Source organism: Mycobacterium sp. IDUB_36, from assembly GCF_055419225.1.
Map to the genome: position 1 here is coordinate 1,912,135 of NZ_JBVAXH010000001.1, position 20,658 is coordinate 1,932,792.

A 20,658-nucleotide genomic window follows, 5' to 3' on the forward strand; every position below is an offset into this window, starting at 1 on the left:
CATGGTTGCAGCCGGGTACGACATGTTTCGGCTCGTGCCGGCGGACCGGAGATGACACCATCCCGACACCGGTCTCGGTAATACTGGATGTCATGCCGGTCTTCGTCCGCAAGCTCTTCGGCATCGGCAAGCTGCCCGCCGACGTGCGCGCCGCCGTGGAAGCCGAGGGGCTGATCTACCTCGCCGACTTCGTCCCCGTCACCCGACGATTCAGCGGCGCCATCCCGGGTCTGCGTGCATCGCACAGTGTCGCCAGCTATGTGGGCTCGCTCGTCTTCACCTCGCAGCGCGTGCTGGCGACGCTTTCGTCCCTACCCAAACTGGCCGGACCGACCGTCGATGTGCGTTGGGATGCAACACAATCCGGCGTCGCGGTGGCCGAGGTCTCGTCCACCGGCCTGCAGGTCGATGCCGACGTAGACGAGTTGGATCAGACGTTCACCGGACATCTGTCACTGCACTACAAGATCGCGATTCCCGACGAGGTGTTGGCGCAACTCCCCCGTCGTTCGCTGGACTTCGCCATGCCACCGGAATACGTCCTGCGCGCGGTCGGCGTCACCTACCGGCCATAACGCGCCAGGCTTCCTACGATGAACGGGTGGACGATCACGCCTTCAGCACGCGGGAACGGCAGGCCATTTATCGCGTGATCGCCGAGCGCCGCGACATGCGCCGGTTCGTCCCTGACAGTTCGGTTGCCGACGACGTGTTGGCCCGTCTGCTGCAGGCCGCACACGCCGCCCCGAACGTGGGCCTGATGCAGCCCTGGCGGTTCATCAGAATCACCGACGACGGGCTACGGCGAGACATCCATGCCCTGGTCGACGAGGAACGTCAACAGACCGCACACGCGTTGGGTCAGCGCGCCCAGGAATTCCTCGCGCTCAAAGTCGAGGGCATCCTGGACTGCGCCGAGTTGTTGGTGGTCGCGCTCTCCGACGGCAGGGACAGCTTCGTATTCGGCCGACGCACCATGCCGCAGATGGATCTGGCGTCGGTGTCCTGCGCCATTCAAAACCTTTGGCTGGCAGCACGATCCGAGGGCCTCGGGATGGGATGGGTGTCGCTGTTCGATCCGCCCAGGCTGGCCTCGCTGCTCTCGATGCCCGACGACGCCGAACCGGTGGCCATCCTGTGCCTGGGCCCGGTACCCGACTTCCCCGACCGGCCGTCACTGGAGTTGGACGGATGGGCACTGGGACGCCCTTTGCCGGAATTCGTGTCGGAGAACGGTTGGGGCCAGCCGGCGCAGCGCGCGCCCTGACCTGTCAGCTCATCGCCAGTTGAGCGATGAGCGTCGTCAGCGCTGCCGCCACATCCGGTGGCACCGAGCGCTCGGCCTCGGCGTCGAGCAGCGCTTCGGACGAGACTCCGGCGGCGTTGGCCGCCTCTTCGAGACTGAGTTCGGCACGCTGCCGCGCGCCGTAGAGCCGCTGCCCGAGAGTGGCGGACGGCGACTTCGCCGCTCGCATCATCAGCTCGTTGTAGCGGCGTCGGACCGCGCTGAGCGCCAACACCACCGAAGGAGTGCCGCGGGCGTTGCGCGCCGCGTTGGCCGCCACCATCTCCAGTTTGCGCAGGTCGGCCAGGATCGGCGTGGCGCGCTGGGTGAAGTCCGCTGCCGCGGGGTCGGGCAGCGCGTCGATCGCGGCACCGATGCTGTGCATGGCCAACTCGACCGCCTCGGCCATCAGCGGCGCCTGCACGGTCTCGGTCAGTACCTCGGTGACCTCTCCGCCCTGAGCGACGGGATTGCCGTTGCGGATGCGGGTGATGGTTCCGCTCGGCCAGTTCAGCACCTCTTCCAGCTTCGCCAGCGTGCCGCGCCGGGGCCAGCTGCGTCCCTTCTCGAACGCGATCAGAGTGCCGGCGTTGATCACTTTGTCGCGGGCCAGGCTGCGCTGGGTGATGTCCAACTCACGCCGGCGTGCCGCGACGGCCCGACCGGCGCGCGCCACGTCGGGATCGGTCTCAGCGAGCTCGTCCCAGTTGTCGTCCTCGTCCTCGCCGTCCGGGGCGACCGCGGTCACCACCGTCTCGTCGCGAGGACCGCCGGGCACCAGCGTCACCGGGATTCCGCCGGCGTCCCCGAGGTGCACCGTGGTCGGCCCGGTGACCAGGACCGAGTTGCGTCGCACGCCGTCGACGAACACCCCGTTGGTGCTGGTGTCGATCACCTGCCAGCCGTCGTGGCGCGGTTCCAGACGGACATGGGACCGGGAGATCCGGTCGTCGTTGATGCGAACGGTCGCCGACGGATCACGGCCGATGACGGCGACGCCGTCGTTCGCGCTGAGTGAATAGGCGTGGGCGCCGACCCGGACGACCAGGGCGGGTGCGGACGCGAACGCGCTCGAGCCGGCTGTCATCGCGCTCCTCGATCTCGCTAGATGCTACGTCTTTACCGAGGCATCAGACGCCAGGCGTGACGCCGTGGTGCTTCGGTTTTGGTGCTCAGTTGGTGCTTTTCAGGCCTGTTCAGGCGACCTTATCGGGCTCTTAGCGGACTCACCATAACATTTTACTTTTGCATTCATGCACGTCAGTACGGCCTAAACCGATCTCGAGCCCCTAGCTTGCGCCGTTTCGGTGCACTGCTTCGCTTTAAATGTTGCACTGCTATCGCGCTCCACTTACAGTCGTAGCAATCGCGGTGCGACCGCACCGCAACTGAAGGGGAATGCAATGACTGCCACCGTGATGACGCTGACCGCGCCGTCCGAGGAATTCGTCCCGGTTTGCACGACCGACCCGGAGCGCTGGACCACGAATCCGGACGACGAAGCCAAAACGCTCTGCCGCGCCTGCCCGCTGCGCTGGCGGTGCGCCCGCGAAGCCTGGGAGACACCCGGCTCCGAGGGCCTGTGGGCGGGCGTGGTGATCCCGGAGTCCGGCCGCGGCCGCGATTTCGCGCTACGCCAACTGCGCTCACTGGCTGCGCATGGCGGCTATCCGGTCCGGCCCGGATACCGGGCCCGGCGCCGCATCGTCCTGCCCGGCGCGTAGCGAATGCTTACTGGCAGCCACGGGTCCGGCGGCGGTTACGATGCCGGGGTGCAACCACCTCCGCCGGGCCCGTTCCCGCACTGGGGACCCCCGCCAGAAGATCCCTGGGAGCACGCCGGGTCCGGCTACCAAGGACAGCCGGGCGGAGACGGGTTCCGGCCACAACCGCCCCCACCGGGTTCGGGGCAGCCGCAGTGGAGTCCGTATGGGGCACCGGTGCCGGCGCCGAATCCATCGCAGACGTTCGGCTGGATCAGTTTTGCGGCGATCGGCCTGCTCGGCTTGCTCGGTGCGATCCTCACGCTGACCCTCTGGATCAACTTGCAGAGCGCGGTCAGCCGCGCCGCCGACGTCTGCAACCGGTTCGGCGGTGAATACGCCAGCCTGTGCCGGCACCAGATCCACAACGTGGTTCCCGGCGTGCCGACGGCTCTGGTGGTCTGCCTCTTTCTGATCATCGCGGCGTCCCTGGCCGTTGCGGCCGGCGCGGTGCTGCTCTTCGTCAGGAAGCCGATCGGGCAGTTCCTGATCCTCGGCGGCGGCATCGTGATGCTCATCGTGTCGATCGGTCTGGAAGCCCGATTCGGCACGACGAGTCGAGTTACCTACGACCTGATTGCAGGTCTGGTGATCACGGTCGCCGGCGGTTTGATGTTCATCCCGGCCTTCCGGGTGCTGTTGGGTCTGCCACCGCAGTTGACCGCGGGACACGGCGGATACGCGAGTGGTCAACAGTGGCCGCCCGGGCCTCCGCCGCCCCCGCAGTACGGCGCTGGCGGCCCACCTCCTCCGTGGTGAACGGCCCGGTCTGACCGGCCCGCCACATTCCACGGATCGCCTCAGCCGATAGCCTGAGCCCGGCAAAGCTCAGGAGGTGGCGGCGATCGGCGGCACAGAAGTACCTACCGACGAAGCGCAGCGGGAGCGCGACAACGTACTGCTCGTGCACTGGCACGACCTGGGTCGCTATCTCGGCGTCTACGGCCACCCCGACGTCGACAGCCCGCGGCTGGACCAGTTGGCCCGCGAGGGCATCCTGTTCACTCGGGCGCACGCCACCGCCCCGCTGTGTTCGCCGTCGCGCGGGTCGCTGTTCACCGGCCGGTACCCGCAGAGCAACGGCCTGGTCGGGCTGGCGCACCACGGCTGGGAATACCGGCCCGGCGTCCGGACCTTGCCACAGATCCTCTCCGAATCCGGCTGGTACTCGACACTTTTCGGCATGCAGCACGAGACATCCCACCCGTCGCGGCTGGGCTTCGACGAATTCGACGTGTCGAACTCGTACTGCGAATACGTCGTCGAACAGGCGCAACAATGGTTGCGCAATCATGATGCCCGCCAACCATTCCTGCTGACGGCAGGCTTCTTCGAAACCCACCGTCCCTACCCGCGCGATCGTTACGAACCCGCTGACACCGATGTCGTCGACCCGCCCGGTTTTCTGCCCAATACCATTGAGGTGCGCCAAGATCTGGCTGAATTCTATGGATCCATCGCGACCGCAGATGCCGCAGTCGGACGAATTCTGGACACCCTCACCGACACCGGGCTGGACGCCAGCACCTGGGTGGTATTCCTCACCGATCATGGTGCCGCTTTCCCGCGAGCGAAGTCCACGCTGTACGAGGCGGGCACCGGAATCGCGATGATTGTTCGCCCCCCTTCGCGAATGAAGTTGCAACACAAGGCTTACGACGATTTGTTCAGCGGGGTGGATCTGCTTCCGACGCTGCTGGATCTGCTCGGAGTCACCGTGCCGGCCGACATCGAGGGCATGTCGCATGCCCAGGCCCTGCTTGCCACCGATCACGTCGAGCCGGTGCGCGACCACGTCTACACCGCGAAGACCTACCACGACTCCTTTGACCCGATCCGCGCCATCCGGACCAAGGATTTCAGCTACATCGAGAACTACGCGCGTCGACCGTTGTTGGACCTGCCGTGGGACATCGAGGAGAGCCCGTCGGGGCAGGCGGTCGCGCCCCTGGTCACCGCCCCGCGGCCGGAACGTGAACTCTACGATCTGCGTTCGGATCCCGCTGAGATCAACAACCTGCTGGCCGTCGAAGGAGACGGCGAAGCTGATCAGATAGCCGCTGATCTCGCTGTGCGCCTTCATGATTGGCGCCAACAAACCAATGACGTCATCCCGTCGGACTTTGCCGGCAGCCGAATCGCCGCCCGATACACCGAGACCTACCTGCAGATCCACCGCAGGGTTCCCACCAGTCGCTCCGGGATCGCGGCCGACCGCGGCATCGACGATGAAACTCGTCGATCGGATCCGTAGTCAAGACCGACGGGTGTGCGGTTAGGCTCTCTCGGTGCCTGCGCATCCGACGTCCTATCTCGTACTCGCCTCGCAGCGCTGCGGCAGCACATTGTTGGCCGAGTCGCTGCGCGCGACCGGCACAGCCGGCGAGCCGCAGGAATTCTTCCAGTACCTGCCGACCACCGGGATGGCGCCGCAGCCACGGCAGTGGTTCGCCGACGCCGAGGACGAGACGATCCTGCAACTGCTCGATCCCGTCGACCCAGGCACTCCCGACACCGCCTCGTCGGTCGCCTGGCGCGAACACATCCGCAGTTCAGGCAGAACCCCGAACGGGGTCTGGGGCGGCAAGCTGATGTGGAACCAGACGCCGCTGCTGCAACAGCGCGCCTCGTCGCTACCCGATCGCTCCGGGGATGGCTTACGCGCAGCCATTGTCGACGTGATCGGCAGCGAGCCGGTCTATGTCCATGTCCACCGACCGGACATGGTGTCCCAGGCGGTCTCGTTCTGGCGTGCGGTCCAGACCCGGATGTGGCGCGGACGGCCGGATGTCGAGCACACCTCGCAGGCCACCTATCACCCCGGCGCGATCGCGCACGCCGTCGGCATGTTGCGCGAGCAGAACGAGTGTTGGCGCGCCTGGTTCGCCGAGGAGGGTATCGAGCCGATCGACGTGCAGTATCCGGCGCTACGGCGCGACGTGACCACCGTCGTCGCGACCGTGCTGGAGGCGCTCGGCCAGGATCCACGGCTGGCTCCGGCTACGGCGATTCCCCCGCGCACCGCGGAGCACACCGACGAGTGGGTGGACCGTTACCGCGATGACGCGCAGCGGCTGGGACTGCCGCAGTAGCGACGCCTCAGCCGCCCACCTGCGCAACGACGAACACCCGGCGGAACGGTAGGAACGTGCTTCCGTCGGACCGGGACGGGTACGACTCGGCCAGCAGCGGTATGAGCTCGTCGCGGAACTGTTGGTATTGCTGTTCATTCAGCCGTTCGCGCACCGGCACCAGGGCAGTCCCGCTGATCCAGTCCAGCACCGGATACTCGCCGGTGAGCTGATGGATGTACGTGGTCTCCCATGCATCGACCGTGCATCCCGCGTCGAGCAGTAGTTCGGCATAACGCGCCGGCGCATCGACCGCAGTCCCGACCCGAAACGGGATGTCACGCAACAACTCTGCGAAAGGCTGTCGTCGAGCCACCGCGCGCACCGCGGCATGCGACGGGGATTCGAAATTGCCCGGCATCTGCACCGCCAGCCACGAGCCGGCTTCGAGCCGGCCCGCCCACCGGACCAGCAACTCGCGGTGCTCGGGCACCCACTGCAAGGCGGCGTTGCTGAGCACCACGTCGGTATCGGGTTGCGGTGTCCAGGTTCTCAGGTCTGCGACGGAGGCATGCACGCCGCGCTCCCGGGCCGCCGCAACCATCTCCGGCGAGCTGTCCACCGCCTCCACGACCGCAGCCGGCCAGCGCCGCGCCAGCTCAGCGGTCAGGTTTCCGGCGCCGCAGCCCAGATCGACCACCCGGCGGGGATCATCCGCCCCCACCCGCGACAGCAGGTCGTAGAACGGGCGGGCGCGGTCATCGGCGAAGGCCAGGTACTTATCCGGATCCCACATGCCGGTCCTCCTGTTCGACGGCGCTCGCAGACTGATATAGACAAACGTATTACCCGCCGCTTGATCGACAACGCGAGGATGAACCATGGCCGACGACGAGGCCGCCGAGGTACGGCGGGTCTGGTCGACGCTGGGCCTGCCCGGCGTGATCGACGTGCACACCCACTTCATGCCGAAGCCGGTGATGGACAAGGTGTGGCAGTACTTCGATTCCGCTGGGCCGCTGGTCGGTCGCGAATGGCCGATCAACTACCGGACCGCGGAATCCGAACGTGTCGAGATGCTGCGAGCGTTCGGTGTGCGCGCTTTCACCGCCCTGGTCTATCCGCACAAGCCGCAGATGGCAGCGTGGCTCAATCAGTGGGCGCTGCAGTTCTCCCGGGAGACTCCGGATTGCCTTGCCACCGCCACGTTCTATCCCGAACCAGACGCCGGGGAGTACGTCGCGGCCGCAATCGAGCGCGGGGCGCGGGTGTTCAAGGCACACGTTCAAGTGGGTCGTTACGAGCCCAACGACCCGCTGCTCGATCCGGTGTGGGGCGCCATCGAAGACGCGCGGACGCCCGTCGTCATCCACTGCGGATCCGGCCCCGCACCAGGCGAGCACACCGGTCCCGAACCGATTCGCCTACTGCTGCAACGCTATCCGCGGCTACGGCTGGTGGTGGCGCATATGGGAATGCCCGAATACGAGGACTTCATGGACATCTGCGAACACGCTGCCGATGTCCGGCTCGACACCACGATGGCGTTCACGCCGTTCGTCGATGAGGTGATGCCGTTCCCGTTACCGCTGCGCCATCGACTGCGCGACCTGGGTGACCGCATCCTGTTCGGCAGCGACTTCCCCAACATCCCCTACAGCTACGCCGATGCGATGCGATCACTCACCCGGCTACCGGGAGTGGACGATTCGTGGCTGCGCGGCGTCTTCTACGACAACGCCGCAACCCTGTTCGACCTGACCGCTTAGGCGACGACCTGCTGTGGCTGCGCGGTGCTGGCCCAGCGCAGCCGGTCCAGCAGCAGCGCCTCGGGGAGCGCGACATGGCCGTCGAGACGCTCGCTCGACAGCGGGTCGAGCGCGCTCAGAGCCGCGCGCTGGACGCCGGACTTCGAGATCAGCCCGGGCAGCGGCCCGCTCGCGCCGGGGCTGGCGTCGGTACGGAACGCGCACGCCACGGCCAGGGTCTGATCGTCTCCGGCGCCGGAGATCTCGGCAGCCGTCCAGACTTCGCGGACCGGGTAGGACCAGATCGCCGCGAGCGTGTTGGGCAGCGCGGTGTCGACCTTGACGCCGTAGGCGGCAACGTGATTCGAGCTGCCTTGACTCACGCCGGCCCAGGTCTCGCGCGAGTTGCGTTGGAAGGGCGACGGAACGTCATCGGGGTTCGCGATCGCTGCGGTCCACCCGCTCTCCCGCAAGTGGTCCGCCAGTCTGCGGGCCGCGACCTCGGCCGTCTCGTGCAGCGGAATCTGCGCGGACCGCGCTTGCAGTGCCGCGAGATTGTCTGCCGCAGAGATGGTTACGCCGATCCACGTCTCCCGTTCCCGCGTGCCGACCTCCGACGTGCTGTCGCGGCTGGTCACGCGGATGGCGTGGGCGCGTAGGCCGTAGCGCTCGGCGTAACTGGCGATCAGCGGCAGGGGCAGCGAGTCGGCATCGCCCAGCGGGGGCGCGACCCGCAGCAGCGCTGTGGTCCGGACGTCGGTACCCGACTCCTCGGCCCGACGGACGCCGCGATTGGGACGCAGGATCACCAGTCTGCGACGCAGGATCGTAGTGACCGGCAAGCCTTTCCACCGGGCCAGCAGCACGATCACCACCGCGATGGCGACGCCGAGCACCCAGCGCTCCCGCACCGTGTGCCACGGGAAGGCGATGCCCGCGGCCGCGACGGCCAACAGCACCAACGTGATTCGCCCAGTGGGCGGCGAGGTCGAGGGGTGCGCGCTCACAGCGATGGTTCCTTTCGTCGGCGTGCGGCGATCGCGGCAGCAGCCACGACGGCCAGGAGCAGAGCGGCCGTTCCGCCGAATGCGACGATCCGGGGCCACGGGCTCTTCGGCGCGGGTTCTGGCGGTGCCGCAACGTGTTTCTGCGGCGACGTGTCACCGCTGGCGCTGGCCGGCAGCTCCCAGGTCAGAGCGGCTACCGGATCCACCGCGCCGGCACCGACCACGTTCGACGGTGCACGTGCGCCGTTGTGCGCCGACGCGGTGATCCGCTGGATCACTTGCGCGGACTTCAATTCCGGATACTTGCTGCGCACCAGCGCCGCAACACCGGATACATAGCCGGCGGCGTAGCTGGTCCCGGCCAGCGGCACCAGTTGTTGATGTTCATTCGGAAGGCCGTTGGCCAGCCCCCCGTCGTCCCGGTTGCTCACCGACACGATGCTCTCGCCGGGCGCCGCGATACCGACCCACGGACCGGCCATGGTGAATTTCGACGGCTGGTCGTTGGGCGTCAGGGATCCGACCGACAACACGTACGGCTGCCACCAGGACGGCACCGAAACCGACGTCACTCCAGCCCAATTGCGGGGATCGTCAGGACGGCCGAGGTCGGTCAGCGGGTTCGAGTCGCAGGACGCGCCGCTGGCCGCGCCGGCGGCGCCGATATTGCCCGCTGCGGCCACGATGACCGCGTCCTTGTCGACGGCCGCATACCGAATCGCGGCACCGAGCGCGCCCTGGTCGACGTTGCGATCGGCGGGTAGACAGGTGATCCCCGAAACGGTGATCACCCGCGCACCGAGATCGGCGGCATGCACGATCGCGCGGCCGAGTGCCGTCACGTCGACGATCGCGCGGCCGAGCGCCGGGTCGCCACCCGCGCCGCGAGTCGAGAACTTCGAGGACGTCACCCGCAACGACACCAGCCGCGAACCCGGAGCGATCCCGGCGAAGCCGTCGTCTCCCGGCTGGCCGGCGATCAGGCCGGCGACCGCCGTCCCACGCCCGTCGCAGTCGGTGAGCCCGTCGGTCGACTCGACATAGTCACCCCCCGGCTGAACACCGGGCAGTCGCGGTCCCGGGCGCACCCCGGTGTCGAGCACCGCCACCAGTTGCCCGTCGCCGCGGGAGAACCGCCACGCCGCAGACGGATCCAGGATCTGCTGGCTCGGCGGTACCGCCTTGAGATCGGTACCCGAGATGAGCCCGGTCGCGCTGCACTCGACGTTCCGCTCCATCGGCGCCACCGGACCGGGCGCACCCGGTGGTGGTGCCGCACCGGGATCGACCTGTGGGCGGTCGATCGCCAGCGCAGGTGGGCAGGCCCACAGCGTGGCTACCAAAGCCGCTGCGAGACAACCGAATCGCCGAGCGCGGGCAGAGCTCATCGATCAAGCACCCACGCGAACAGTCCGACCAGGTACGCAATCACTGGGATCAGCGACGCGTCGACTCCTGACGCGAAGAATCCCACCAACCGGCGCAACGGCAGCGAGTAGGTGTCCGGCGCGGCGATCGCCGGGCTCACGGCGACGACAACCCAGGCCAGCACCAGCACGGCGAGAACCGCAGCGATCACCAGAGCGATCACGTAGTGCGCGGTCGCGGTGTAGAGCACCACCAACGACACGGCGACCAGGTGCGGCTGGGCGAGCAGCCACGCTTTGATGGCAGCGGAATCCCACACCCGCGCCCGCAGCGCAGCCGCGGCCGCGGTGGCGGCGACGACGTACCAGCCCCACGGGGACAGGGTCTCCGGCCGCCACGCGATGGCCAGCGAACCGATCACGCTGAGCAGCACGGCGCCGGCGATGAAACCGGTCTGGTGCGCGTCGCTGATCCGGACGCGCCGAGGCAGGTCCGCCAGCACGCGCGCCGACGGAGCCGACGGTGTCGGGTCGCCCGGAGCGGGGATGACGGGCAGCGGGAATCGCGCCCACAGCGCCGACAGTTGCGGCGCTTCGACGGTCACCAGGAGCGCGACGACCAGCAGAACCGCACCAAGCGTCACCAGTGGCAGTTGCCACAGCGAACTGGCGCCGGAGGCCAGCAGCACGCCGACCCCCAGCACGGAGGTGGCCGTGAAAAAGGATATGGCGCCGTGGTTTTCCCGCAAGATCAAGCTCACCAGCGACCACGCGGCCACCCCGGCGGCGGCCAGCGTCACCTGCGGCGCGCCGAAGTGACCGGGTACGGCCAGCGCCAGTGCCGCGGCAAGGGGCACCAGCGCGGCGGCCGACAATGCCGTGCCGGCACCGGCCGACCGGGTCAACAGGCCGGCCACCACGGACAACAGGGCGATCACGCTGACCACGATCAGTCCGACCAGCGAGCCGGTGGCAACGCGGTGGACGACTCCGAGACCGGTTGCCGCCGCGATCAATCCGACGACGCCGGCGATTGCGCCGCGCTGGATCTGCGCGGTGCCCCACGGCTTCAGCCGCGAGGTGGAGAAGATGACGGCGGCATCCGCGATGTCCTCGACGATGCCGGGTGCGGCCGGGCCGACCGGGACCGGCTGCAGCGCAAGCAAGTCACCGTCGACCACGCCCACCGTTCCCAGGCTGGCGTCGAGACTGAAGGGTGCGCCGCCGATCGGCGCCAGGCTGAGCCGCGCGGGGGTCGTCGGCTCGGTTGCCGCGTCGGCCGAAGCGTCGTCGGCAACCGCGGGAACGACCAGACGTTCGACGGCAGGCAGGATTTCGCGCAGTGGCAGGTCCGCGGGCAGAGCGATCTCGGTCAGTCGGCTGTCCGCCAGGATGGCGACCCGCACGATAGGTATGACAGCGCTGGACATCACCGACTCCTCAAGATTCTGCGGGACATTGGTTCTCTTTCTCTTGGTGAATGACGATTGTTCTAGGGAGGGGGTCAGACAGTTTGTGGGTTCGAGCTGAAGTCCCGGGAGAGCCGGTTGCCCTCGAACCAGTGGCCGTCGGGCAATTGGCCGGTGAGTTGTTCGACGGCGACGGCGACGGCGAACGCGGTTCCGGGGCTGAAGGTGGAGATCCATTCCCCGTCGAACGCACGAGAGGGGCTGACCAGCACTCTGCCCAGTTCCGTGTCGACGATGCTCATGCCGACCTCGGTACTGGTGTGCCGTCCGTCGTGGTGACAGCCCGCAACGACCTCTACGTAGCTTCGCGGCCCGGTGAACACCGATTCGACCACGGCCCGCGCCGACTGCGGAATGCCCAGATAGTCAAGGATTTCGGCGAGTGGCGCGCCATTGCGCAGCCGCTCATCCGCTCGCGCGCCGACCTGGGCCGGCAGGCAGAATTCGTCGAATCGCGCCGGCGAACGCTGCGCCAGCCCCACCCCGAGGATCGGAACCAGCGCGCGGGCGTCGTGGATATCCATCGCCGTGAAAGTGACGAGCTGCGCATTACGCAGTGCCACAACAGTTTTGCCGCCGCGCCGGGCGATGATGCCGCGCAGCAGATCGTCGCCCCCGGAGGCAGCGGCGGAACCCACGTATCGCAGGTCCAGCCACCGCTCCGGAAAGCACACCACCCGAATCCAATCGGCTACCGCCCGGTTGATGGCACCATCGGCCGACACCATGCCCATTCGGGCAAGTTCGTCGGTGCGGGCTGCGAGAAACGCACCCCGCTCGGCGGCATCAGTGTATGGCGTGGTGATCGCCAGCACCCACGGAAACGTTCCCGCTCCCACGGTTTCGGCGATGCACCACGCCTGCTCGACGGTCAACTCGACGGCGTTGGGCTCGTTGGTCATCTACGTTGCGGACCAACCGAACTCGACTCGTCGAGCGGTGGTCAGCCGCCCCACTTGGCGCCTTCGGCGGAGTCGCGGGCCAGCATCGAGGTGGTGTTGTTCTCGTGCGTGCTCGCCATCGCCCGATACGACAACACCAACTGCTCCAGCGCCTGATTCCACTGCGCCTGCCACGCCTGATAACTCAGCCCGGTGTCACCCTGCCACGCCGACTGCAACGCAGCCTGCTCAGCGGAGATGTCAGCACCCAAACCCTGAATCGTCCCCGCATAACCGGCCATGTCCGCCGAATGCGCCAGCATCGCCGGATAGTTGTACATGATCTGCGACATCACAAACCCTTTCAAAACCCTCTAGTAGGAGCCGGCCTCAGAAGCCCGGGTAGCTGCTCGCGCCGGCGCTGTCGGCGGCCACATAGGTACCCGCCGCATCACCGAGGTTCGCCTGAGCGATATCCAGCAGCGAATTCACCTTCGCCGCCGCCGCCACAAACCGGGCATGCGCAGCCTGAAACGCCGCCGCCGAATCACCGGCGTGAAACGCCTGCGAGGCCATCGCCTCCTGCTCGGCCTGACCGATCGTCGACCGCATCAAACCCGCCTTGGCACCAAACGCCGACTGCGACGCCACCAACTGCGGAATGTGAGCATCCAACAAACTCATCCCTGAAATCCCTTCCTCATTCGATTACCGATCCCTGACGAACACATGCTCAGTCGTGCTCCCCCTCCCCTTCCGATGACTCCGGATCCCATGTGCCCGGCATCATCGGCATGCGCGGACCATTGCCAAATCCGTTGCTACTCAACGTCGCCAAGCCCGACGCTTCAGCAGAGCTGTCTTTCTCGACTGTGCCGGAAAAACCCAGCGCGCCCGAGCCGCTGCCCGACGCCACCGCCGCCGTGACCAGCTCTCGGTCATCCCGCGCACCCCAGTCCGGGTTGACGTCGACGTTCATGTCCGCGAATTCGTCTGCATGGTCGTGCATTTCGGCCCGCCGCCGCCGACGCGAGTGGGTCTTGCCCCGGCTCGCGGCGAACGCCGCCGCGGCTGCCGGGACGGCCGCCCCCGGCGCCTTGTTCTCGTCGCGGTCGATGAGCGTTGGGCCTGGGTCACCGCCGGGGTCCATACCGCCCACCATGTAGGGGAAGCCGGCGGCCGGAGTTGCCGCCGGGGCCGCACCACCCGCGGCGCCGGCCGCGGAGGAGGGAGCGGGAGTTGCCGCCGTGCCGGCCGCCGCCGGGGCCGTGACCGGGACCGGCGACACCTGTTGAGCCGGCTGAGGTGCGGTCTGACCACCTGCGGGAGCCGTCAGCAACGGGAGCACCTCGGGGTTCGCCGTCAGCATCTGCAGCACGAACGGGATGACGACCGCCATGATGGAACCGGCGATCAACAATGGATAGGTTATCGCCGCACCGACGTTGCTGAAGACCTGGTACGCGACAAAAAACAGCAACGGGAAGTAGGTGGCCGGGTTCGAGAAAATCGCGCTGAGCGTCCCGCTCGGATCCTCGATGAGCTGCACCAACTGGTTGTAGATATCGAGGAAGAAGTCACCCGACGGCGGCACCACGGCGGCTGCCGAAGCGTTGTTGGTCTTGAGCACCGGCGGTGCCACCTCGGTGCGCGGAGCCGACGCCAGCGACGAACCCGAGATCGCTTGATAGGTCGCCATCGTGGTGGCTGCCTGTATCCACATCCGGGCGTAGTCGGCTTCGTTGAGCGCGATCGGGATGGTGTTGAGGCCGAAGAAGTTCGTCGCGATCAGTACACCGTGGATGACGTGGTTGGTCGCCAACTCCGGGATGGTCGGCATCGCGGCCAAGGCAGCCGTGTAGGCGGCCGCCGCGACTTCGTGCTGCGCCGCCGCGCCGGCACTGTTGGCGCTGGCCTCAGTGAGCCACGCCAGGAAGGGCAGGTGCGCGCTCACGTACTCCTCGGCGCTGGGACCTTGCCACGCGCCCGCCTGGACCGAAGCCAGCAACGATGTGAGATCGCTTGCTGCCGAAGCATATTCAGTGCTCAGTGCAGCCCAAGCACCCGCGGCCGCCAGTAGCGACCCGGGTCCGGGGCCGCTACTGAGGAGCACGGAATGCACCTCAGGCGGCGAAGCCATCCACACCGGAGCGGTCATCGTCAGCTGCCGCCGCCCACATATGTCCCCGCGGCCGCGGCGTCACCGGCCGCATAACTCGCACCGGATTCGCCCACGCCGAGGGCGGCGCGTCCGAGCTCCTCGACACCCTGGGTGGCCACCGCCTCGTGCTCAGCGCCCTGGGCGCTGAAGCCTGCAGCGGTCTGCAACGAGACCGGGTCAGCGGCCGACGGGACCACGGCCGTGATGGCCGGGGCGGCACCCGCATGAGCGGCCGCCAGGCGCGCGGTGATCGCTTCGACGGCGGCACTCGCCGACGCCAGACCTTCTGGAACAACTCGCAGTGTCATGACACCAACTCCTTCTCGTTGAAACTCACCTGCCGCCGTCGACGGCGACGCTCTCGTCGACGAGCGGATTGACCAGTTGGACGTATGTCGGGGTGTCGCTGTCGGCCAGCAGAATGCCCCGTCCGGGCGGTAGCCGATCGAAGCGCTGACCGCGGACCTTGCCGCCGTCCACCGGGTTGCCGGACAGCAGCAGCGTGGTGGCCTGCAGGTCGCTGAACCGGCGTAGCAGCGGGCTGGTCATCAGCGCATGCGCGGCGCCGCTGGCCCGCGCGGTGACGATGACCCTCAGCCCGAGATCGCCCGCCTGCGCCAGCAAGCCGATCAGCGGTGTCCAAGGACGCTGTCCCACATAGGGTCCGGTCATCGCCGGCGAATCCGGTATCTGGTCGACGTCGTCGATGATCAGGTAGTGCGTGTGCCCCTCGAACGACCACCCGGTCAGCTGCGATGCGTCCAGACCGGCCGGTGGTCGCCGCTTCTCGATGAGTCCGGCCAGCCCGAGCATCGCCGGCGTGACCCGATCGATGTTGGCGGTGTACTCGTTGTCCGGGAACAGCGGCTCGTCGACGAGGTGCAGTCGGCGATCGATCACCGTGAAGGCGACGCGGTCCGGCGTCGAGTTGTCCCGGATCGTCCGGATGATGTGGCGCAGCAAAGTCGTCTTGCCACTCCGGGTGTCGCCGAGCACCAACAACAGCGGATCCTGGGAGAAGTCGAGTTGGACTGCGGCCAGGTCTTCTTCGCGCTGTCCGATCACGATCCGATCGGCGCCCCCGTACACCGGTTCGAGGGCTTCCGGGCCCAGGTTCTTCGGCAGCAGGCGCACCGGTGGCGCGGTGATGCCCTCGTGCCGGGCGTTGATCGCGGCCACCTGGTCGAGCTCCGGCGCGGCGATCAGGAAGTGCTCGGCGGCCATCGTCAGACCGCGGCCCGGCTGGTCGGCGGGCACGCCCTCGGCCGGACGGTGGAGCGCACCGACCACCCGGACATTGCTGTCGCGCGCGTCGTGCAGCTTGAGCTCCAGTCGGAAGCCCAGGCCGTCCCGCATGGCCAGCGGCACCTCGAGCCAGCTCGGGGTGGTGGCCACCACGTGGATCCCGTAGGCCAAACCGACGTTGACCAGCTCGGTCACCTTGCTCAGCAACGGGTTTCGGGTGCTGAACTGATCGGTGTTGTCCCGGCTGAACGCGTACAAGTTGTCGATGACCAGGAACACCTGGCCGAGCCCGTCGTCCGGACCATGCTTGTCGCGGAAGACTTCGCGCTCCTGTCGCGACCGCAGCAGCTGCTCCAGTTCGCCGAAGGTGCGCCGGATGCGTTCCGGCTCCAGCGACGACGCGACGCTGCCGACGTGTGCCAGGTCTTCGAGCGCCCGCAGCTGACCGCCGCCGTAGTCGAGGCAGTAGAAGCTGACCTCGCGGGGTGAGTGCAGGCTGGCGGCCGACAAGATGAACGTCTGCAGCGCAGTCGATTTACCGGACTTCGCGCCACCGTGGATCAACAGGTTGCCGGCCGAGGACCGCGCGTCGAAGACCAGCGAGTCGCGGCGCATCTGGAACGGCCGGTCGATCTCGCCCAGCGGCCAGCGCCATTCGCCGCGCGGCACCGAAGCGCGTGCCAGCGCCGCGCTCAGCGGGATGACCTCGTCGAGCGGCGGCAGCCACAGCTCGGGCGCCCGCGGGCCGAACCGCGCGAGTTGGTCGCCGATGGTGGAGACCAGCTTGCGCGACGGCGCGATCGGCTCGTCGTGACCGTTCTTGGCGATCACGGTGGTCAGGTCGGGTTCCACCCGGCCGGCGGTGAACAGCTTCGGCTCGGGAGCCGAGTGCACCACAAGCGTTTTCGGCGTCTGCGGGGGGTCGTAGATGCCGTCGACGTAGGTGCTGCGGAACTTGATCGGCGCAGCACCCGGCGCAGGCACCAGGAAGCCCACGCCTTTGTGCTCCCGGCCCGCTTCGATGTGATAGGCGTCCTCGACACCGATGATCGACCGTGACACCGCGGGGCTGGCCACCTTCAGACCGATCCGGTACGAGGTGTTCTTGTCGATGTCCTTGATCTTGCCGACGTCCAGGGTCTGCGACGCGAACAGGATGTGGATCCGGAACGAACGTCCCTTGCGGGCAACGTAATCGAAGAGCTCCGCGTATTCGGGATGGTCGGACAGCATCAAGGTGAACTCGTCGGCCACGACGAACAGCGTCGGGATCGGCGCCAGGTCGTGCCCGGCCGCAATGGCGTTCTCGTATTCGGTCACCGAGTTGAACGCGCTGCCCTGGACCGTGCGACCGGCTTCGCGCAGCAGGGTCTCCCGTCGCGCCACTTCACCGCGCAACGTGTCGGCGAACCGGTCGGCCAGCGACTTCTTCTCGGCCATGTTGGAGATCACCGCGACGACCTGCGGGAAGTGCCGGAAGATATCGGCCCCCGCCTCACCCTTGAAGTCGGCGTAGATCACGATCAGCCGGTCTGCAGAGTGAGTTGTCAACAGCGACAACAGGATCGACATCAGGGTCTGCGACTTGCCGGCACCGGTCATGCCGATCATCAGGCCGTGCGGCCCCATCCCGCCCTCGGCCTCGTCCTTGAGGTCGAACATCAGTGGCTCACCGGTGGCCGTGACGCCGATCGGCACCCGCAATTCGTCGTCCCGATGCCGTGGCGCCCACAACGTCGGGACGTCCAGCCGCGACGCGTCCGGAATGCCCAGCAGCGTCGTGAAGGTGGCACCGCGGGTGGCCGTCGACTGCAGACCACTGTGGGTGGGGTTGGAATCCCAGCGGGACAGTCGGCGCGCGACATGCACGGCGTCGTCGACACTGAGGGAATCGGCCTGGTCGATGTAGCTCTGCCAACCACCGGTCTGCCAGCGCTCGAGGCTTTCGCCGCCGTCTTTCCCGACGAGCCGCAGGATGGGGCGCTCAGGGTCGGAGTACTGCTCGCGGTGCGGCGGAGTGGTCGATCGGTAGACGACGGTGACCCCGGCTCGGGCAGCCGCCAGCGGAGAGGCGCTCAGGTCGTAGTCCGGGTCGTCGACGATGATCAACAGGTGCCGCAACCCGTCCCCCGAACCGGCGGCGAAGGCGGGACGGTCGGACAGCACCGGGCCGAGCAGCGCTGCCAGCTCGTCCGGCTTGGTGGACAGGTAGCGGGCCGGCCCCACGCCGTCGGCCTCGGCCGGAATATCCACGTGCGGAAGCCATTTCAGCCATGACCAGTCGGGTGACTCGAGGTCCGAGGTCGCGACGGCCACACCGAGCACGGTCGGGTCATGCCAGGTGACCGCCTGCGCCACCCAGGCCCGTAGTGCGCCACGAACGTCGTCCTCGTCACCGAGCACAGTGACGCGCGAGAGCTTGGTCAGGTCGATACCGGTCGGAACATCGCGCACCGTGCGCTGAGTGTCCAGCAGGCTGCGTAATGCGCTGTGCGACACCGGCTCGAGGTCGACTTCGTCGGCGGTGTCGTTGACCCGCAGCGCGGTGTCCAGGGAGGCCGAATGCACGCCGGCCCGCACCACCAGGAAATCGCCGTCCCGGGGATCGCGCTCCCACTGCCGTCGCGACCCGGGGATCGCGGCCAGTTCGGCCGGTTCGGGATGCGACCATTCGGCCGCGGCACGCTGGGCGGCCGCCTGCGCCCGGATGTTGTCCCGGATCACCGACAGGTAGCGCAGGTAGTCGGCGCGCTCGGCGTCGACTTCCTCGGTGCGTGATTTGTTGTCACCGCCGCGGAAGAAGGCCGTCGCGGCCAGCAGCAGAACGAAGGGGAAGAACAGGGTCTGCGGCGAGATGAGCCGCATTCCGGTAGCCACCATTGCGACGATCATCCCGACGATCAGCAACACGATCACCACAGGCAGCGCGCGGCGCAGCAACGACGGCGGGATCACCCGCGGCAGTTCCGGCGGTGCCTCGATGTTGATGCTGCCCTTACGGGTCACCGGCGAAGGCAGCCGGCGGCGGGCCTCGAAGATCAAGCGGCTCATCGGTTTTGCCCTTCGGCAGAGGTGCGACCAGGTCGGGAGTCAGGTGCCAGCCCGTCGTGCGCCAGCAGAGCGTCGGCTCTCGACAAGGTCGGCCCGGGGGCATACAGCGACAAGACCGACCACGGGATCGGAGTTGGTGGCGGCGTCAGCCCAAGGGCCTCAGCGGTTTTCGCATTCCCGGTGACGCCGCCCTGGGCGGCTTCGTTGTCGATGCCATAACGAACACCGGTGTCAGAGACCCAGAACAACGAACCGGCGGCGGGCGATGAGGCGTTCTGACCGACCGTCTGCGCGAAGTACCCGGTGCCCGGAGCCATCGCGACCCGGCTGGCCGTGCCGCCGGCACCCGCGCCGACCAGTTCTTGCGGGTGGATCGAGTCGGGAATCGGCAGCGCGGACCCGGCGAGAAGATTCAGCGAATTCGTACCGGCGCCGGACTCTTTGCTCCAGTGCGCGCAGGTGACCGGGTCGTGCGTCACGTCGAGCAGGCTGATCCGCTGTGCGGGGTAACGGGTGGTGTCCAGTTGTCGCGACACCGGCAGCTTGGCCACCTTGTCGGCGCCCAGTCGCGGCGGCTGGTCTAGGCCGTAGGAGTTGGCATTACGCAGGATCGCGGCGAGCACCGGCGAGATCTGCTGCAAGCCATCCGGCAGCACCGCGTAGTAGTCGACCGAATTACTCTCCAGCCCATGCGATTCCACGACGCCACCGATCGGTGCGGGCACCGGGAACTTCGCCGGGGTGCCGGCATCGGGGATGGCGGGAGCGGCCAATGGAGGTGACTCCGGGATCGCGTTGAACAGGCCGGCCGCGATCTGACGCGGAGTGTGAACCTCGTTCCCCAGTCCCAGCGCACTGGTCACGGCGTGGTCGGCGAGGTCGATCCGGCTGCGCCGGCCGTCCCACAGCACCCAGGTGCCGCTGGGGTTGCCGACCAGAACGGCCTTGCCTTCGCCGAACGCCGTGGCGCGTGCACCACTGCTGTCCGGGGCGCCGGCGATGACCGTCACGCCGGCGGCGGTGCCGCCGGCCGCGTCGCAGACCGTCCAGTCGGCGTCTTTGCGCGTGTTCTGCACCATCCGCTGCGGCGCACCCGGGATGCCGATCAGATTGCCGAGCGGAAACTTGTCCAGCTCAGTGCTTTTCACCTGCGTCGGATTGGCCGGTTTGCCGGCGATCAGCCGGGCCGAAGCCAGGTTGAGCACCGGGTGTAGTTGATCGCCCACCCGCACGTACAGCGCGGCCGTCGACCGATCGGCCAGAATCGGGTTGTTCGCCGCCGACCCGTTCGGCCGAATCAGCGAAAACACGAAGCAGCCGACGAGCGCGGTGACCAACACGACGACGCCCATCAGCACCGCGCGCGTCTGCGTGCGCAGCGGATCGACGAGCATCCGGGTGTCGTGCAACGCGACGCCAGAAGCGATGCGGCGCATGACAAATCGCCAGCCAGTCACCTGGTGGCGGGTGACGAAACCGCGGCGGTAGACGACCTGTTCGGGGTTGTCGTTCTGCGGGGTACGCGAGGCGAACGAGCGCCGGTCGTCGGGCGCTTCACGCTCAGCCATTGGCTCCGCTCCTCTTCATGACTTCGGTGTGCATCATCGCCG

General features: G+C 67.7%; 19 protein-coding genes. 7 read left to right on the plus strand and 12 right to left on the minus strand.

Features of this window, described 5'->3' with window-relative positions; all coding sequences use genetic code 11:
• Positions 1–92 precede the first annotated feature (92 nt).
• Complete coding sequence (locus tag ACZYW1_RS09350; protein ID WP_463787765.1) at positions 93–575, plus strand: hypothetical protein; 483 nt, start codon at positions 93–95, stop codon at positions 573–575.
• Positions 576–601: 26 nt separating this feature from the next.
• The gene (gene bluB, locus ACZYW1_RS09355; RefSeq protein ID WP_463785185.1) at positions 602–1,267 is read left to right on the plus strand and encodes a 5,6-dimethylbenzimidazole synthase; all 666 of its coding nucleotides are present in this window, start codon (positions 602–604) and stop codon (positions 1,265–1,267) included.
• Between the two features lie 4 nt (positions 1,268–1,271).
• Here bluB and ACZYW1_RS09360 read toward each other — a convergent pair whose 3' ends face one another.
• A complete protein-coding gene (locus ACZYW1_RS09360; RefSeq protein WP_463785187.1) occupies positions 1,272–2,372 on the minus strand; it encodes an FHA domain-containing protein in 1,101 nt (366 codons plus the stop codon).
• 331 nt (positions 2,373–2,703) lie between these two features.
• On the opposite strand from ACZYW1_RS09360, the gene ACZYW1_RS09365 reads away from it, so the two are divergent.
• From ACZYW1_RS09365 to stf0, 4 genes are all read left to right on the plus strand, one after another.
• Positions 2,704–3,009 carry a WhiB family transcriptional regulator gene (locus ACZYW1_RS09365; RefSeq protein ID WP_463787766.1) on the plus strand — a complete coding sequence of 102 codons (306 nt, stop codon included), beginning with the start codon at positions 2,704–2,706 and terminating at the stop codon, positions 3,007–3,009.
• Positions 3,010–3,057: 48 nt separating this feature from the next.
• Positions 3,058–3,807, plus strand: coding sequence for a hypothetical protein (locus ACZYW1_RS09370; RefSeq protein WP_463785189.1), 750 nt, complete (start codon positions 3,058–3,060; stop codon positions 3,805–3,807).
• Positions 3,808–3,892: 85 nt separating this feature from the next.
• The gene (locus tag ACZYW1_RS09375) at positions 3,893–5,302 is read left to right on the plus strand and encodes a sulfatase family protein (protein ID WP_463787767.1); all 1,410 of its coding nucleotides are present in this window, start codon (positions 3,893–3,895) and stop codon (positions 5,300–5,302) included.
• Between the two features lie 34 nt (positions 5,303–5,336).
• Positions 5,337–6,140, plus strand: coding sequence for a trehalose 2-sulfotransferase (gene stf0 / locus ACZYW1_RS09380; protein ID WP_463785191.1), 804 nt, complete (start codon positions 5,337–5,339; stop codon positions 6,138–6,140).
• Between the two features lie 7 nt (positions 6,141–6,147).
• On the opposite strand, the gene ACZYW1_RS09385 is transcribed toward stf0, so the two are convergent.
• Positions 6,148–6,915, minus strand: coding sequence for a trans-aconitate 2-methyltransferase (locus ACZYW1_RS09385; RefSeq protein WP_463785192.1), 768 nt, complete (start codon positions 6,913–6,915; stop codon positions 6,148–6,150).
• Between the two features lie 85 nt (positions 6,916–7,000).
• Between ACZYW1_RS09385 and ACZYW1_RS09390 the strand changes: the two genes are divergently transcribed.
• Complete coding sequence (locus ACZYW1_RS09390) at positions 7,001–7,888, plus strand: amidohydrolase family protein (protein ID WP_463785194.1); 888 nt, start codon at positions 7,001–7,003, stop codon at positions 7,886–7,888.
• On the opposite strand, the gene eccE is transcribed toward ACZYW1_RS09390, so the two are convergent.
• The 10 genes from eccE to eccB form a co-directional block, all read right to left on the minus strand.
• Entirely contained in the window at positions 7,885–8,874 is a 990-nt protein-coding gene (eccE, locus tag ACZYW1_RS09395; RefSeq protein WP_463785195.1) for a type VII secretion protein EccE, read from the minus strand. The two genes, ACZYW1_RS09390 and eccE, sit on opposite strands and share 4 nt — an antisense overlap.
• The gene (gene mycP / locus ACZYW1_RS09400) at positions 8,871–10,262 is read right to left on the minus strand and encodes a type VII secretion-associated serine protease mycosin (RefSeq protein ID WP_463785196.1); all 1,392 of its coding nucleotides are present in this window, start codon (positions 10,260–10,262) and stop codon (positions 8,871–8,873) included. The genes eccE and mycP overlap by 4 nt, the downstream gene beginning before the upstream one ends.
• On the minus strand, positions 10,259–11,671 hold the full coding sequence (gene eccD, locus ACZYW1_RS09405) for a type VII secretion integral membrane protein EccD (RefSeq protein ID WP_463785198.1): 1,413 nt from the start codon (positions 11,669–11,671) through the stop codon (positions 10,259–10,261). The genes mycP and eccD overlap by 4 nt, the downstream gene beginning before the upstream one ends.
• A 74-nt stretch (positions 11,672–11,745) precedes the next feature.
• Entirely contained in the window at positions 11,746–12,612 is an 867-nt protein-coding gene (locus tag ACZYW1_RS09410) for an ESX secretion-associated protein EspG (protein WP_463785199.1), read from the minus strand.
• A 41-nt stretch (positions 12,613–12,653) separates the two neighbouring features.
• Positions 12,654–12,944, minus strand: a complete 291-nt coding sequence (locus ACZYW1_RS09415) for a WXG100 family type VII secretion target (protein ID WP_463782564.1) — start codon at positions 12,942–12,944, stop codon at positions 12,654–12,656.
• A 37-nt stretch (positions 12,945–12,981) separates the two neighbouring features.
• Complete coding sequence (locus ACZYW1_RS09420) at positions 12,982–13,275, minus strand: WXG100 family type VII secretion target (protein ID WP_463785202.1); 294 nt, start codon at positions 13,273–13,275, stop codon at positions 12,982–12,984.
• 49 nt (positions 13,276–13,324) lie between these two features.
• Positions 13,325–14,749, minus strand: a complete 1,425-nt coding sequence (locus tag ACZYW1_RS09425) for a PPE domain-containing protein (RefSeq protein WP_463785204.1) — start codon at positions 14,747–14,749, stop codon at positions 13,325–13,327.
• A 2-nt stretch (positions 14,750–14,751) separates the two neighbouring features.
• On the minus strand, positions 14,752–15,060 hold the full coding sequence (locus tag ACZYW1_RS09430) for a PE family protein (RefSeq protein WP_463785207.1): 309 nt from the start codon (positions 15,058–15,060) through the stop codon (positions 14,752–14,754).
• 25 nt (positions 15,061–15,085) lie between these two features.
• On the minus strand, positions 15,086–19,048 hold the full coding sequence (gene eccCa / locus ACZYW1_RS09435; protein ID WP_463785208.1) for a type VII secretion protein EccCa: 3,963 nt from the start codon (positions 19,046–19,048) through the stop codon (positions 15,086–15,088).
• Positions 19,045–20,616, minus strand: coding sequence for a type VII secretion protein EccB (gene eccB / locus ACZYW1_RS09440; protein ID WP_463785210.1), 1,572 nt, complete (start codon positions 20,614–20,616; stop codon positions 19,045–19,047). Before eccB ends, eccCa begins: the two co-directional genes overlap by 4 nt.
• Positions 20,617–20,658 lie beyond the last annotated feature (42 nt).

Coding starts and splice junctions, on each gene's coding strand:
- ACZYW1_RS09350 (WP_463787765.1), top strand. CDS start 93: ATGCCGGTCTTCGTCCGCAAGCTCTTCGGCATCGGCAAGCTGCCCGCC.
- ACZYW1_RS09360 (WP_463785187.1), bottom strand. CDS start 2,372: ATGACAGCCGGCTCGAGCGCGTTCGCGTCCGCACCCGCCCTGGTCGTC.
- ACZYW1_RS09365 (WP_463787766.1), top strand. CDS start 2,704: ATGACGCTGACCGCGCCGTCCGAGGAATTCGTCCCGGTTTGCACGACC.
- ACZYW1_RS09385 (WP_463785192.1), bottom strand. CDS start 6,915: ATGTGGGATCCGGATAAGTACCTGGCCTTCGCCGATGACCGCGCCCGC.
- ACZYW1_RS09390 (WP_463785194.1), top strand. CDS start 7,001: ATGGCCGACGACGAGGCCGCCGAGGTACGGCGGGTCTGGTCGACGCTG.
- mycP (WP_463785196.1), bottom strand. CDS start 10,262: ATGAGCTCTGCCCGCGCTCGGCGATTCGGTTGTCTCGCAGCGGCTTTG.
- eccD (WP_463785198.1), bottom strand. CDS start 11,671: ATGTCCAGCGCTGTCATACCTATCGTGCGGGTCGCCATCCTGGCGGAC.
- ACZYW1_RS09410 (WP_463785199.1), bottom strand. CDS start 12,612: ATGACCAACGAGCCCAACGCCGTCGAGTTGACCGTCGAGCAGGCGTGG.
- ACZYW1_RS09415 (WP_463782564.1), bottom strand. CDS start 12,944: ATGTCGCAGATCATGTACAACTATCCGGCGATGCTGGCGCATTCGGCG.
- ACZYW1_RS09420 (WP_463785202.1), bottom strand. CDS start 13,275: ATGAGTTTGTTGGATGCTCACATTCCGCAGTTGGTGGCGTCGCAGTCG.
- ACZYW1_RS09425 (WP_463785204.1), bottom strand. CDS start 14,749: ATGACCGCTCCGGTGTGGATGGCTTCGCCGCCTGAGGTGCATTCCGTG.
- ACZYW1_RS09430 (WP_463785207.1), bottom strand. CDS start 15,060: ATGACACTGCGAGTTGTTCCAGAAGGTCTGGCGTCGGCGAGTGCCGCC.
- eccCa (WP_463785208.1), bottom strand. CDS start 19,048: ATGAGCCGCTTGATCTTCGAGGCCCGCCGCCGGCTGCCTTCGCCGGTG.
- eccB (WP_463785210.1), bottom strand. CDS start 20,616: ATGGCTGAGCGTGAAGCGCCCGACGACCGGCGCTCGTTCGCCTCGCGT.